This is a genomic window from Stutzerimonas stutzeri (assembly GCF_051028275.1).
In the GTDB taxonomy this organism is placed as follows: domain Bacteria; phylum Pseudomonadota; class Gammaproteobacteria; order Pseudomonadales; family Pseudomonadaceae; genus Stutzerimonas; species Stutzerimonas stutzeri_AS.
In genome coordinates this window covers 246,055-258,528 of the sequence record NZ_CP069269.1, presented here as the reverse complement: position 1 = coordinate 258,528, position 12,474 = coordinate 246,055, and the positions used below count along the sequence as shown (strand labels likewise).

The following is a 12,474-nucleotide window of genomic DNA, read 5'->3' as shown; positions in this document are numbered from 1 at the left end:
GCCGAGCGCTGGCTGAATACAGGACTCCCAATGGAGCACATCCAGCCAGCCGCTCTATATGCGCGGCGAGCGCATGCTTATCGCCAGCCGGCGCGGTCCATAAGCATGATGGCTTCAGCCTGACGCTTACCGGCCACCTCAACCGGGATGGTGTCCGCCTTGAAATCACCCCAGGCGGAGACTTCAGCCGAAGATTTCACCTCGGGATTGGCCGGAAACTCCTTGTTGATATCCGCAAAGATGCTCTGTGCTTCAGGCGTGGTCATCCACTCCACGAGCTTACGAGCGGCGTCCGGGTGCGGGGCATGCTTTGTCAGACCGATACCCGACAGGTTGACGTGGACACCGCGACCATCCTGATTCGGCCAGAAAAGTTTGGCTTTGAGATCCGGATCATCTGCATGGAGGCGCCCGTAGTAATAAGTGTTGACGATACCCACATCGCATAGTCCGGCATCGATTGCCTGGATCAGCGCGGTGTCATCGGCGAACACATCGGTAGCTAGGTTGTTGACCCAACCCTTGATGATTTCTTCGGTCTTCTCTGCGCCGTGGGTTTCGATCAAGGTAGCGGTAAGCGACTGGTTGTAGACTTTTTTGCTGGTGCGCAGGCAGAGCCGGCCTTCCCAGTTTTCGTCAGCCAGGGCTTCGTAGGTGCTCAGCTCACCTTTCTCGACGCGCTCAGGTGAATAGACGATGGTCCGCGCGCGCAACGACAAACCGGTCCAGCTATCGGTAGAAGAGCGGTACTGCGAAGGGATATTGTCCTTTACTACCTCCGAGTTCATCGGCTGCAGGATGCCCATCTGCTCGGCCTGCCAAAGGTTGCCACCGTCTACCGTGAGCAGCAGATCTGCCGGCGTGTTTTCGCCTTCGGCCTTGATGCGCGCCATCAGAGGCGCTTCCTTGTCGGTAATGAACTTGATCTTGACGCCTGTCTTGGCCGTGTAGGCGTCAAACACCGGCTTGATCAGCTCATCAATTCGCGAAGAGTAGACCACTACTTCATCGGCAGCCTGCACGACGCCCGACAGCGCAGTGAGCGCCAGAGCGGCGATTAAACCTTTGCTAGCCCGCATGGTTCAGCCTCTTATCAACTATCGAAAGACGCTAAATAATAGTGAATGTCATTTACTTTCTCAACGCGACAGTTCGGCGCTCATGAGTAAGACACGCTGATGGCAGGTCAGACACGCGCCAAGTGCGGTAGGTCACCGCTCAAACCCAGTGCCTGCCGTACGAATAACGCCTTGGCTTCAGGCAGCGCCTGGACGCCTTTGAGTCCCGCGTTACGCAGCCAGCGCAGCGGAAGGATATCCGCCTGGAATAGGCGCTCGAACCCCTCCATGGCGGCCATCATGGTGAGGTTATGTGCCATCCGGCGCCGCTCGAAACGGCTCAACACACGCAAATCGCCCAGCGAAGCCCCTCGCGCCAGTGCCGCCAGCAAGACTTCTGCAAGCACGGCCGCGTCGAGCAAGCCGAGATTCACGCCCTGCCCTGCCAGTGGGTGGATGGTATGGGCCGCATCGCCAATCAAAGCCAGGCCGGGCTGGACATAGCGTTTGGCATGGCGCTGGCGCAACGGGATGCACACCCGCGGATCGGCCTCCAAAATGTCACCCAGGCGATATTCGAAGGCACGCCCAAGCGCATGGCAGAACGCGTTTTGGTCCAGCGACATCAAACGCGAAGCCTCGGCCTCGGTAACAGACCAGACGATCGAGCACCAGTGCAAGTCGCCGTCCCGTAGTAACGGCAGGAACGCCAGCGGCCCTTCGTCAGTGAAGCGTTGCCATGCGGCCTGCTGATTCGGCTCGGCACAGCGCACACTGGTGACTATGGCGTGGTGCATATAATCCCATTCGCGCGTTTCACAACCCGCTAGCTGGCGGACCGTCGAGTTGGCCCCGTCCGCAGCGACAACCAGACCGGCACTCAGCTGTTGCCCGTCAGCCAACGTCAATGTCCAGCCGCCCGCGCTCTGCTCCAGCCGCTCCAGACGTGTATCGCCCTTGAGCTCTACCGAACCCCGAGCCTTCAACGCCTCCAATAGCGCATCCTGCACAACCCGGTTCTCCACGATATGACCCAGCACATCGGCATGCACCGAGGCAGCGGAGAAATCGATATGACCCGTGCCTGAACCGTCCCAGACGTGCATATCCAGGTAAGGACTGGCGCGGCGACTGACGATCCCTGGCCAGGCGCCGACACGCTCGAGAATGCGCTGACTGGCGGCAGACAATGCACTGACGCGCGGCTCGAAGGCGCCACCAGCGTTGAACGGCGGGACCTCCAGTGGGCCGGCGTCGATCAGTTTGATGGTGAGGCCGGCATCCTGCAGGGCCAGGGCAAGGGTGCTACCGACCATTCCGGCGCCAACGATGATGAGGTCCGCTTGCATTACTGATCTCCTATTCGCCAGCCCGGATCGCTGCTAGCGCTGCTTGCCTGCGTTGTTCCGCTTACGCCTGTGACGGCTACTACCGCTCACGCACGCCCATCCCCATCGCCTGCCGTGCGAACCAGGCCTTCGCGGGGGGTAACAGATCCAGTCCCAGCAGGCCGATATTTCGTCCAGCGACAAGGTGGCCTGAAGGGTCACTGAACAACTGGGTCAGCTGGTCTGAAAAGCCCACTGTAAGGCGTTGGTCTGAGCGTTGTTGTCGGTGATAAGCCAGAAGCGCGGCGAGGTCGCCCGGTTGCGCTGAACTTTTCAACAGCGCGACTGCGAGCGCCTCGGTGTCGCGCAAGGAAAGGTTGTAGCCCTGCCCCGCAATAGGGTGCAGGCTATGCGCCGCATTGCCCAGCACGACCAGACCAGAGCGAACCTGCTCTTCCGCCTCGATGAGCACAAGCGGATACAGGTGACGCGCACCGACCTGCTGGAAACCGCCGAGCCGATAGCCGAACGCCTGCTGCAGCTCTTCGAGGAATTCCGCTTCGGGTATCGCAGCAAGACGGGCTGCGTCCCGCTCAGGGCGGGTCCAGACAAGAGCGCAGCGGTTTTCAGGCAGCGGCAACAGCGCCATAGGCCCTTCATCGGTGAAACGCTCGAACGCCCGCCCGTTGTGAGGCGTACCGGGCGTGACATTGGCGATCAATGCCGTCTGCGCGTAGGGTAGTTGCTTGACGTTGATACCGAGCTGCTCGCGCAACCCCGAGCGTCCACCATCAGCCAGAACAGCGAGATCACAATCGATCGTCTCATTGTCAGTCAACGTCAATCGATAGCCGCCCGGGACGGCTCGCATGCGTTCGACTTCGGCGGGGCAGTGGCGAACCACCACGCTGTCATCGAGTGCCTTCCAGAGGCAATGGCCGATCCAGGCGTTCTCGACGACGTATCCCAGCGCCGGCACCTGCTGGGAGGCGGCATCGAGTCGAGTGACACCTGCACGGCCGCGGTCGGACACGTGAATATCGGTGATCGGCTCTGCACGTTCGGCGATCTGCTCCCAGACCCGCAGCCGTTGATAGATGAGTCGAGTTCCGTAAGACAGTGCAGTCGAGCGCGCATCATAGCTAGGCTGGTAATCGTTGCCCGGCTCGAACGGCTCAATCAGTTCGATCGTCCAGCCGCGCTCTTTGGCGCCGCTTTGCAGTGCCAACGCCAAACTGGCGCCAACAAGCCCGCCCCCAACGATCGCCAGGGTAGCCATCTAAGCGACCTCGGCGGAAACCGCCATCAACGCCTCGATCTCGACAACTGTCTTAGGCACGCCGCCGGTGAGAATCTCACAACCATCGCGGGTCACCACCACATCATCCTCGATGCGGACGCCAATGCCGCGCCATTTTTTCGCAACATCCTGGTTGTCGGCGGCGATATAGATCCCCGGCTCGACGGTCATCGCCATACCTGGCTCCAGCACGCGCCATTCACCGCCTACCTTGTAATCGCCGACATCATGCACGTCCATGCCCAACCAGTGGCCAGCGCGATGCATGTAGAAGGGCTTGTAGGCTTCGGTTGCAATCAAGTGCTCGAGTTCGCCAGTGAGCAGCCCAAGCTCTATCAGCCCTGCGGTAATGACACGTACTGTCGCCTCGTGCGCCTCGTTCCAGTGTTTGCCGGGCGCGATATGCTTGAAGGCTTCTTCATTGGCAGCCAGCACCAACTCGTAGATCGCTTTCTGCTCGGGCGAGAAACGGCCATTGACCGGAAAGGTTCGAGTGATGTCGCTGGCGTAGCAGTCAATCTCACAGCCTGCATCGATCAATACCAGATCGCCATCTTTAAGCAGCGCGTCGTTTTCGCGATAGTGCAGGATGCAGGCATTCTTTCCCGCCGCGACGATTGAACCGTAGGCAGGCATCTTCGCCCCGCCCTTGCGGAACTCATAATCAAGTTCGGCTTCAAGGCTGTATTCGTGGAGCCCTGCACGACTGGCCTGCATGGCACGAACATGGGCGCGCGCAGAGATCTCCGCCGCGTATTTCATTACCTTCACTTCGTTTGTCGACTTGTAGAGGCGCAAGTCGTGTAGCAGATGATCAAGAGCGACGAACTCGTTCGGCGGCTGTGCGCCCTGGCGAGCCTTGGAGCGAATCGTGTTGATCCACTCCATCAAGCGATGATCGAACTCCTGATTGCTGCCGATCGCATAGTAGACCCGGGAGCGCCCCTCGATCAGTCCTGGCAGGATGTCGTCGATATCGCCGATAGGAAAGGCATCGTCAGCCCCGTATTCGCTTACCGCCCCCTCCTGCCCGGCGCGCAGCCCGTCCCACAGCTCCCGTGCCGGATCGCGCTCGCGACAGAACAATACGTACTCGCCGTGCTCACGACCGGGAATGAGAGCAATCACCGCCTCCGGCTCAGGAAACCCGGACAGGTATTGAAAATCGCTGTCCTGCCTGTAGATATGCTCGACGTCCCGATTACGGATGTACATCGGCGCGGCCGGCAGGATCGCGATGCTGTTGGGCTCCATTTCGGCCATAAGCGCCTTGCGACGACGGGCATATTCCGATTTGGGGATGCGGGTCATAAGCAGACAGTCCTCAGTGCAGGGAGGGCTTGGGGGTCGGCGCTACCGGCTTGGCGCACTCGGTGAAGAGCAGCAAGGGGGCGACGCGCAGGTACTCCGCCACCTCCATATAGTCCGTCTCGCCATCTTCGGATTCTTCCAGCGAATCCTGAACCTGAGCGATGGCTGCCATATCCTGAAGAACCTCCATGGCCTCGGCACTCAAGGCGCGGTCACCTGCAATCAGACCGAAGCCTGTCAGGAAGCTCTGACACCATTGGCCCAGGGCCAGGGCGCGTTCAGTCAACGGCGCGTCGTCCGACGGCAGCAACAGCACGATCGTCATGTCATCGCCGCCGAGTTCGCCCTTGACCATTTCCTGCAGACCTATGAGCGCTTGGCGCACCGGCTCGTCAGGCTCAGCGCCGAGCAGCTCGGCCGCATCGGTCAGCCAGGATTCAACATCGAAGCCTGCACCGGCGCAGCTGCGCCCGAGCAACAGACCGTGCAGCTCAGCAGGTGTGACGGGTTGGGCACTGCTGGCCAACAAAGTGGCGAAAGCAGCGTAAGGCGAGTTCTGAATGGGCATTGGCAGCTAGGCGCGCAGAGGCGCTAATGTCTAGAATGAAGGCCTCGTATCCTAGCATCGGCACACGAGCCAAGACCATCGAAGCCGGCCACCCCAAGCTCGCACCATAACCGGGAACCCCATGGAAGACGCCGACCTGCAATCGCTGACCACCAAGCTGGAGCAACTGATCCAGCGCATCGAGCAGCTCAAAGCGCAGAACTACCTGCTGCGCCAGAGCGAGCAGGCATGGCGCGAGGAGCGCGCTCATCTGATCGAAAAGAACGAAATGGCACGCGTGAAGGTCGAATCAATGATTTCGCGTCTGAAAGCTCTGGAGCAGGACTCATGACCCAGCCGAACACCGTTACAGTGCACATCATGGATAAGGAATATTGTATTTCCTGCCCGCCCGAAGAGCGCAGCAACCTGGAAGGCGCCGCTCATTACCTCGACCGCAAGATGCGTGAGATCCGCAGCAGCGGAAAAGTCATCGGCGCTGACCGCGTCGCGGTCATGGCGGCTCTCAACATCACTCATGAGCTATTGCACAAGCACGACCGTCTCGATGCTGAAGCCAATAGCGCTCGCGAACATGTCCGCGCGCTGCTGGAACGAGTCGACAGCGCGCTTGCCGTCGATCAAAACCCAACCGGCAACTGATGAACGGCAAACAGATTGCGTTATAATCCCGCCCACTCCCTGGCATGTTCGCCAGTCGGCGATGACCCTCTCCCGATAAGCAACACCATGGAGGCTACACGTAGTGCCGGTGTGCATGTCCGCCTGACGGAAAGCCTTAAGGTACTCTGTAGTCGCCACCTTGAACTCTCGGGTTCAAGGGCCTACGCTGGCAGCGGCATGCTGGGGAGCCTGATTTCATGATCGTAGCCGAAGGCGTGTCTCGCCAGGCACTACGTCGCAAGCTGCGCCAGGCGCGGCGTCAACTTTCTCCAGCCCAGCAGCGACTGGCAGCGAAGAAACTTTATCGACAGCTGTCTCAACATCCGCTGTTTCGTCGCGCACGTGACATTGCGTTGTATCTCCCCAACGACGGCGAGATTGACCCGCGCCCCTTACTGGTAGCTGCGCAACGTCGCGGCAAGTCCACCTACCTGCCCGTGCTCAATGCCTGGCCTCGCACGCGCATGGCTTTCCAGCGGCTCCTGCCTGACGAATCGCTGAGACTGAATCGTTTCGGCATAGCCGAGCCGACCTTCAAGCCGGCACGGCAGCGAAAGGTCTGGACACTCGATCTAGTGTTGATGCCCCTTGTTGGATTCGATGAACATGGCGGGCGACTCGGCATGGGCGGAGGCTTCTACGATCGCAGCCTGGCATACCGTAGCAGGCGCAAAAAACGTCACAAGCCGACGCTTTTGGGCCTAGCCCACGAATGCCAAAAGGTAGACAAACTTCCGCTGCAGCCGTGGGATGTTAACTTGCAGGCTGCCGTGACGGACGAGGGATGGTACGAGGCATAAAGGGGGCATGGCGTGCGGCCATACCCGGCCGCATCCATGCGGCGCACTCGATCAGCGCTGAAGCTGCTGAGAGTGACTGATCGGAACCATTGAGGCAGGGTCCCCTGATTGCTCCCATAGGCCCTGCGTATACCCGGTGGTCACCACACCGAGGCCAAAAATCAGCACCAATATCCAAAGAATATCCGGCTTGCGTTTCATATTTCTCGCCTCCCCCTGCCAGGCGAACAGTTTCCTTCGAGTCCCTATCGTTTTTAGTTGTTGAGACTCGACAATGCCAACCTCAAGCGCGGCATTCTCCGCTATGAACCGATGCTGCGCAAACAGCGCCACGACCGATTGTCGGGGAGTTTTGGCTTGAGAATCCAAGATCTAGAATAAAGCGAGCAAAGACCATGCCGTATTGGCTGATGAAGTCCGAACCCGACGAGTTTTCAATCCGCAACCTACAGGAACTAGGCGCTGGTCGTTGGGACGGCGTGCGCAATTATCAAGCGCGCAACTTCCTGCGGTCGATGGCCGAAGGGGACCTGTTCTTCTTTTATCATTCGAGCTGCGCCACACCCGGCATCGCCGGCATCGGCAAGATCACCCGCGGTTCCTATCCGGATCCCACCGCACTGGACCCGACAAGCCCGTATTACGACGCTAAGGCGAGTCTGTCTAACAATCCCTGGAGCGCTGTAGACGTAGGTTTCGTCGAACGCTTTCCGGTAACGGTGACACTGACTCGATTGAAGGCGCAGCCGGCGCTTTCACAGATGCCTCTGGTCAAGAAAGGCAGCCGGCTCTCGGTAATGCCGATTACCGAAGCGGAGTGGCAGGCCGTCCTTTCGGTGCGCTGATACAGCGCATGTTCTTTCGAGCCCGCAACTACTGGATGATCAGGTTGTTGAACAGCAGGTCTTCTACCAACGGCTTGCCCTCCTCCTGCGTCAGCACCGCCTGTACCTGCTTGAGCGCTTCCTGACGCAGCGCTTCCTTGGCTTCGACAGAGCCGAGGCTGGCATCTGTCTGCTGGGAAAACAGTATGACCAGCTGATTTCGAATCAGCGGCTCATGATGCTTGACCTTAGCCTCCGCCTCGCTACCGGTCACGCGCAGCGCAATATCGGCCTTGTAGTACTTGAGCTTATTGTCAGCGCCATAGTTTCCAACCAAAGCGGGCACCAGACCGTAGTAGATGGTCTTGGGAGCAGCGCCTTCTTCTGGCTCGGAAGAACTGGCCAAAGCGGGCAGAGCCAGGGCAAGGGCCATGCAGAAAAGAGTAATGATGCGTTTCACAGCGTTGCTCCAAGGACTATAGGCGTCAGCATACTCAGTGAAGCGCACGGACCCAAGCCCGGCCTTATGTATCGCCATCAGAACCGACCATGCTCGTTGCGTCGACCGGGCAGCCTTCTAGACTGAACGAACACAACAGGCCATTGCCGCCTCCTGTCCAGATCAGACAATAAAGGAAACTCGATGAAAGCTGTCCTGTGCAAAGCCTTCGGCCCGGCCGAGAACCTCGTCGTAGAAGAGTGCGACAGCCCTCAAATCAAGAAGGGCGACGTGCTGCTTGATGTGCACGCAGCGGGCGTCAATTTCCCCGACACGTTGATTATCGAGGGCAAGTATCAGTTCAAGCCCCCGTTCCCGTTCTCACCGGGTGGCGAGGCGGCCGGTGTCGTCGCTGCCGTCGGCGAAAAGATCACGCACCTGAAGGTTGGGGACCGCGTCATGGGTCTGACCGGCTGGGGCAGCTTCGCCGAGCAAGTCGCAGTGCCTGGGCACAATGTATTGCCGATCCCCCCGGAGATGGATTTCGAAACCGCTGCAGCCTTTAGCATGACGTACGGCACTTCGATGCACGCGCTGAAGCAGCGCGCCAATCTGCAGCCGGGCGAAACCCTGCTGGTCCTCGGCGCTTCCGGCGGCGTCGGTCTTGCTGCAGTCGAAATCGGTAAAGCAATGGGCGCGAAGGTTATCGCCGCAGCTTCGACTGCCGAGAAGCTTGAAGTGGCAAAGAATGCGGGCGCCGACGAACTTATCAATTACAGCGAAACCAGCCTCAAGGAGCGTTTGAAGGAACTCACCGCGGGGCAGGGTGTTGACGTCATCTACGATCCAGTCGGGGGCGGGCTGTTCGAAGAAGCGTTTCGCAGTATTGCCTGGAATGGCCGGATGCTGGTGGTGGGTTTCGCTGCAGGAGATATCCCTTCGCTGCCAGCTAACCTGCCGCTACTCAAAGGCGCCTCGCTTGTGGGGGTTTTCTGGGGCTCCTTTGCGCAACGCCAGCCTCACGACAACGCTGCCAACTTTAAGCAGCTGTTCGCCTGGTATAACGAAGGCAAGCTGAAGCCGCTGGTGTCACAGACCTTTGCACTCGATCAGGCAGCTGACGCCATCAACACGCTAGGGCAGCGCAAGGCAGTCGGCAAGCTGGTTGTAACGGTTCGCTAAGAACGCGACCGCTGGCTGCACAGCGCTCTGTGCAGCCAGCGGGTCAACCGCCGAATCAATGGGCGGTAGCGGGAGCCTCGCCGGCCTGCTGCATACGGGCCATCTCCTGTGCATACAGGGCGTCGAAGTTCACAGGCGCCAACATCAGCGCAGGGAAGGAACCTCGTGTCACCAGGCTGTCCAGCGCCTCGCGAGCGTATGGGAACAGGATATTAGGGCAGAACGCCCCAAGCGTATGGCTCATGGCCTGTGCTTCGAGCCCCTTGATCAGGAAGATGCCGGCTTGCTGCACTTCGGCGATAAAGGCAACTTCTTCGCCTGTCTTTACCGTGACCGATAGCGTCAGTACCACCTCATGGAAATCACCTTCTAGCGACTTCTGCTTGGTGTTGAGATCCAGCGCGACGCTTGGGTTCCACTCCTGACGGAAGATCTCGGGACTCTTCGGCGCTTCAAAAGAAAGGTCACGGACATAGATCCGCTGCAGGGAAAACTGTGCACCCTGCTCTTCCTGACCCGCGGCGGCACCGTTGTTTGCTTGTTCAGTCATGTGAAGCCTTCTTGTTGTCCGTGTCGTGTTTTAAGTTGCTCCGCCAGTACCGGGACGGCTACCGACAGGCCGTTATATCGAGTCACGCCTGAAGCATTGCATCCAGTCGACCTGCTCGCTCAAGGGCGTGCAATTCATCGCAACCACCGACGTGGTCGTCGCCAATCCAGATCTGCGGGACCGACGTCCGACCTGCCTTGGCTGCCATTTCGGAGCGCAATGCAGGCTTGCCATCGACGGGAATCTCCTCGTAGCTGACGCCCTTGCGATCAAGCAGGCCCTTTGCGCGAATGCAGAACGGGCACCAGGCAGTAGTGTAGATGACGACTTTAGGCATAGTTATTTGACCACTGGCAGGTTTTCGCCGCGCCAGCTGGAAATTCCTCCGGACAGCTTGGCGGCAGTAAAGCCCGCCTTTTTCAGCTCACGGCAGGCCGTTCCGGCGTGCTGACCCATGGCATCGACGACAACGATCGTCTTGCCCTTGTGCCTTTCCAGCTCGCCTAGTCGGCTGACCAGCTTGTCGTAGGGAATGTTCAATGAATCGACGATGTGACCGGCGTCGAACTCCTTCTTCGCACGCACGTCCAACACCACGCCTTCGTCGCGGTTGACCAGTCCGGTCAGCTCGCGGTTGCTCAGGCTCTTGCCGCCCTTGCTTGCCTCGGTGACGGCGAGAAGAACCAGCAGCACCAGAAAGATGCTGACCAGCACATAGTGGTTAGAGACAAATTCAATCAGGTTAGCGACCATCAAAAGGGTACCCGGGGGATAAAATGCGGGCCAGTATACACAGCCCCCCCACCAGGCTGAACCCTGCGAATCGTGACGCCCAACCGGCCAACAATTAGACTGGCCGCCATTTTTTTCGCGACCCGTGCAAGGAGCCAGACACATGCCCGCCGCCCCCAAACCCCTGGTACTGATTATCCTCGACGGCTTTGGACATAGTGAAAGCCCGGAATTCAATGCCATTCATGCTGCGAACAAGCCCGTTTATGACCGCCTGCTCGCAAGCCAGCCGCATGGACTGATTTCCGGCAGCGGCATGGATGTCGGCCTGCCGGACGGCCAGATGGGCAACTCTGAAGTCGGCCACATGAACCTGGGCGCGGGTCGGGTTGTTTACCAGGACTTCACACGAGTCACCAAGTCGATCCGCGATGGCGATTTCTTCGAGAATCCCGCCATCTGCACTGCGGTCGACAAAGCAGTGGGCAACGGCAAAGCGGTGCATATTCTCGGCCTGCTGTCCGATGGGGGCGTACACAGTCACCAAGACCATCTGGTGGCGATGGCCGAGCTTGCAGCCAAACGCGGCGCGGAGAAAATCTATCTCCATGCGTTTCTAGATGGCCGCGATACGCCGCCCAAAAGCGCACAGCATTCCATCGAACTGATGCAAGCGACCTTTACCCGTCTGGGCAAGGGTCGCGTTGCGAGTCTGATCGGCCGCTATTTCGCCATGGATCGTGATAACCGCTGGGACCGCGTCGAGCAGGCGTACAGCCTGATCGTCGACGGCAAAGCCGACTACCACGCCGATTACGCCGTTGACGGTTTGATTGCAGCCTATGAGCGCGGCGAGAGCGACGAATTCGTCAAAGCCACCACCATTGGCGAGCCGGTGCGTGTAGAAGATGGCGATGCCGTGGTCTTTATGAATTTCCGCGCCGACCGCGCTCGTGAACTGACCCGCTGCTTCGTAGAACCTGGCTTCAGCGAATTTCAGCGCGCCCGCGCGCCGCAACTTGCCGGTTTCGTGATGCTCACCCAGTACGCGGCGAGCATTCCTGCACCGAGCGCCTTCGCTCCAGAAGCGCTTACCAACGTGCTGGGCGAGTATCTGGCCAACAATGGCAAGACCCAGTTGCGCATTGCCGAAACGGAAAAGTACGCCCACGTTACGTTCTTCTTCTCTGGTGGCCGCGAAGAGCCCTTCGCCGGCGAAGAGCGCATCCTGATCCCCTCGCCGCAAGTCGCGACCTATGACATGCAACCGGAAATGAGCGCGCCCGAGGTAACTGACCGCATCGTCGACGCCATCGAGAACCAGCGTTACGACGTCATCATCGTCAACTACGCCAACGGCGACATGGTGGGCCACACCGGCGTGTTCGATGCAGCAGTCAAGGCGGTGGAATGCCTGGACAAGTGCGTCGGACGCATCGTCGAAGCGCTGGACAAGGTGGGCGGCGAGGCACTGATCACCGCGGACCACGGCAACGTCGAGCAGATGGAAGACGTCATGACCGGGCAGGCGCACACCGCACACACTTGCGAGCCGGTGCCATTCATCTATTACGGCAAGCGCAACCTGACCATTCGCGCGGGTGGCGTGCTTGCCGACGTAGCGCCGACCATACTGACGCTGCTGGGCATGCCGGTTCCCGCGGAAATGACCGGACGTTCGATCGTAGAGTTGGATTGAAGCGATCGAGCTGCAAAGCG

General features: G+C 59.5%; 16 protein-coding genes and 1 other RNA gene. 7 read left to right on the top strand and 10 right to left on the bottom strand.

Annotated features, from left to right (window positions below; all coding sequences use genetic code 11):
• Positions 1-77: 77 nt before the first annotated feature.
• From JQR87_RS01230 to JQR87_RS01210, 5 genes are all read right to left on the bottom strand, one after another.
• Positions 78-1,079 carry an extracellular solute-binding protein gene (locus JQR87_RS01230; protein ID WP_407293422.1) on the bottom strand — a complete coding sequence of 334 codons (1,002 nt, stop codon included), beginning with the start codon at positions 1,077-1,079 and terminating at the stop codon, positions 78-80.
• Positions 1,080-1,186: 107 nt separating this feature from the next.
• Positions 1,187-2,407, bottom strand: coding sequence for a 2-octaprenyl-3-methyl-6-methoxy-1,4-benzoquinol hydroxylase (locus tag JQR87_RS01225; RefSeq protein WP_407293424.1), 1,221 nt, complete (start codon positions 2,405-2,407; stop codon positions 1,187-1,189).
• A 79-nt stretch (positions 2,408-2,486) separates the two neighbouring features.
• On the bottom strand, positions 2,487-3,665 hold the full coding sequence (gene ubiH / locus JQR87_RS01220; RefSeq protein ID WP_407293426.1) for a 2-octaprenyl-6-methoxyphenyl hydroxylase: 1,179 nt from the start codon (positions 3,663-3,665) through the stop codon (positions 2,487-2,489).
• Positions 3,666-4,997 (bottom strand): Xaa-Pro aminopeptidase, encoded by a 1,332-nt coding sequence (pepP, locus tag JQR87_RS01215; protein ID WP_407293428.1) that lies wholly within the window; start codon positions 4,995-4,997, stop codon positions 3,666-3,668.
• A 13-nt stretch (positions 4,998-5,010) separates the two neighbouring features.
• Positions 5,011-5,565 carry a YecA family protein gene (locus tag JQR87_RS01210; protein ID WP_407293430.1) on the bottom strand — a complete coding sequence of 185 codons (555 nt, stop codon included), beginning with the start codon at positions 5,563-5,565 and terminating at the stop codon, positions 5,011-5,013.
• Between the two features lie 121 nt (positions 5,566-5,686).
• On the opposite strand from JQR87_RS01210, the gene JQR87_RS01205 reads away from it, so the two are divergent.
• From JQR87_RS01205 to JQR87_RS01190, 4 genes are all read left to right on the top strand, one after another.
• Positions 5,687-5,896: a TIGR02449 family protein gene (locus JQR87_RS01205; protein WP_407293432.1), complete on the top strand. Its 210-nt coding sequence runs from the start codon at positions 5,687-5,689 to the stop codon at positions 5,894-5,896.
• Positions 5,893-6,207 carry a cell division protein ZapA gene (locus JQR87_RS01200; protein WP_407293434.1) on the top strand — a complete coding sequence of 105 codons (315 nt, stop codon included), beginning with the start codon at positions 5,893-5,895 and terminating at the stop codon, positions 6,205-6,207. The genes JQR87_RS01205 and JQR87_RS01200 overlap by 4 nt, the downstream gene beginning before the upstream one ends.
• Positions 6,208-6,240: 33 nt before the next feature.
• Positions 6,241-6,419, top strand: a non-coding RNA gene (ssrS, locus tag JQR87_RS01195) — 6S RNA.
• 6 nt (positions 6,420-6,425) lie between these two features.
• On the top strand, positions 6,426-7,028 hold the full coding sequence (locus JQR87_RS01190; protein ID WP_407293436.1) for a 5-formyltetrahydrofolate cyclo-ligase: 603 nt from the start codon (positions 6,426-6,428) through the stop codon (positions 7,026-7,028).
• A 51-nt stretch (positions 7,029-7,079) separates the two neighbouring features.
• Here the strand turns inward: JQR87_RS01190 and JQR87_RS01185 are convergent, their stop codons facing one another.
• Positions 7,080-7,229, bottom strand: coding sequence for a hypothetical protein (locus JQR87_RS01185; RefSeq protein WP_407293438.1), 150 nt, complete (start codon positions 7,227-7,229; stop codon positions 7,080-7,082).
• A 194-nt stretch (positions 7,230-7,423) separates the two neighbouring features.
• On the opposite strand from JQR87_RS01185, the gene JQR87_RS01180 reads away from it, so the two are divergent.
• On the top strand, positions 7,424-7,873 hold the full coding sequence (locus JQR87_RS01180) for an EVE domain-containing protein (protein ID WP_407293439.1): 450 nt from the start codon (positions 7,424-7,426) through the stop codon (positions 7,871-7,873).
• A 28-nt stretch (positions 7,874-7,901) separates the two neighbouring features.
• On the opposite strand, the gene JQR87_RS01175 is transcribed toward JQR87_RS01180, so the two are convergent.
• Positions 7,902-8,312 carry a flagellar basal body-associated protein FliL gene (locus tag JQR87_RS01175; RefSeq protein WP_407293441.1) on the bottom strand — a complete coding sequence of 137 codons (411 nt, stop codon included), beginning with the start codon at positions 8,310-8,312 and terminating at the stop codon, positions 7,902-7,904.
• A gap of 183 nt (positions 8,313-8,495) precedes the next feature.
• Between JQR87_RS01175 and JQR87_RS01170 the strand changes: the two genes are divergently transcribed.
• The gene (locus JQR87_RS01170; RefSeq protein WP_407293442.1) at positions 8,496-9,473 is read left to right on the top strand and encodes an NADPH:quinone oxidoreductase family protein; all 978 of its coding nucleotides are present in this window, start codon (positions 8,496-8,498) and stop codon (positions 9,471-9,473) included.
• A gap of 55 nt (positions 9,474-9,528) precedes the next feature.
• On the opposite strand, the gene secB is transcribed toward JQR87_RS01170, so the two are convergent.
• The 3 genes from secB to JQR87_RS01155 form a co-directional block, all read right to left on the bottom strand.
• Positions 9,529-10,023, bottom strand: coding sequence for a protein-export chaperone SecB (gene secB / locus JQR87_RS01165; protein ID WP_407293445.1), 495 nt, complete (start codon positions 10,021-10,023; stop codon positions 9,529-9,531).
• An 82-nt stretch (positions 10,024-10,105) separates the two neighbouring features.
• On the bottom strand, positions 10,106-10,360 hold the full coding sequence (grxC, locus tag JQR87_RS01160; protein WP_407293447.1) for a glutaredoxin 3: 255 nt from the start codon (positions 10,358-10,360) through the stop codon (positions 10,106-10,108).
• 2 nt (positions 10,361-10,362) lie between these two features.
• On the bottom strand, positions 10,363-10,776 hold the full coding sequence (locus JQR87_RS01155) for a rhodanese-like domain-containing protein (protein WP_407293449.1): 414 nt from the start codon (positions 10,774-10,776) through the stop codon (positions 10,363-10,365).
• A gap of 142 nt (positions 10,777-10,918) precedes the next feature.
• Between JQR87_RS01155 and gpmI the strand changes: the two genes are divergently transcribed.
• Complete coding sequence (gene gpmI / locus JQR87_RS01150; protein ID WP_407293450.1) at positions 10,919-12,454, top strand: 2,3-bisphosphoglycerate-independent phosphoglycerate mutase; 1,536 nt, start codon at positions 10,919-10,921, stop codon at positions 12,452-12,454.
• Positions 12,455-12,474: the final 20 nt, after the last annotated feature.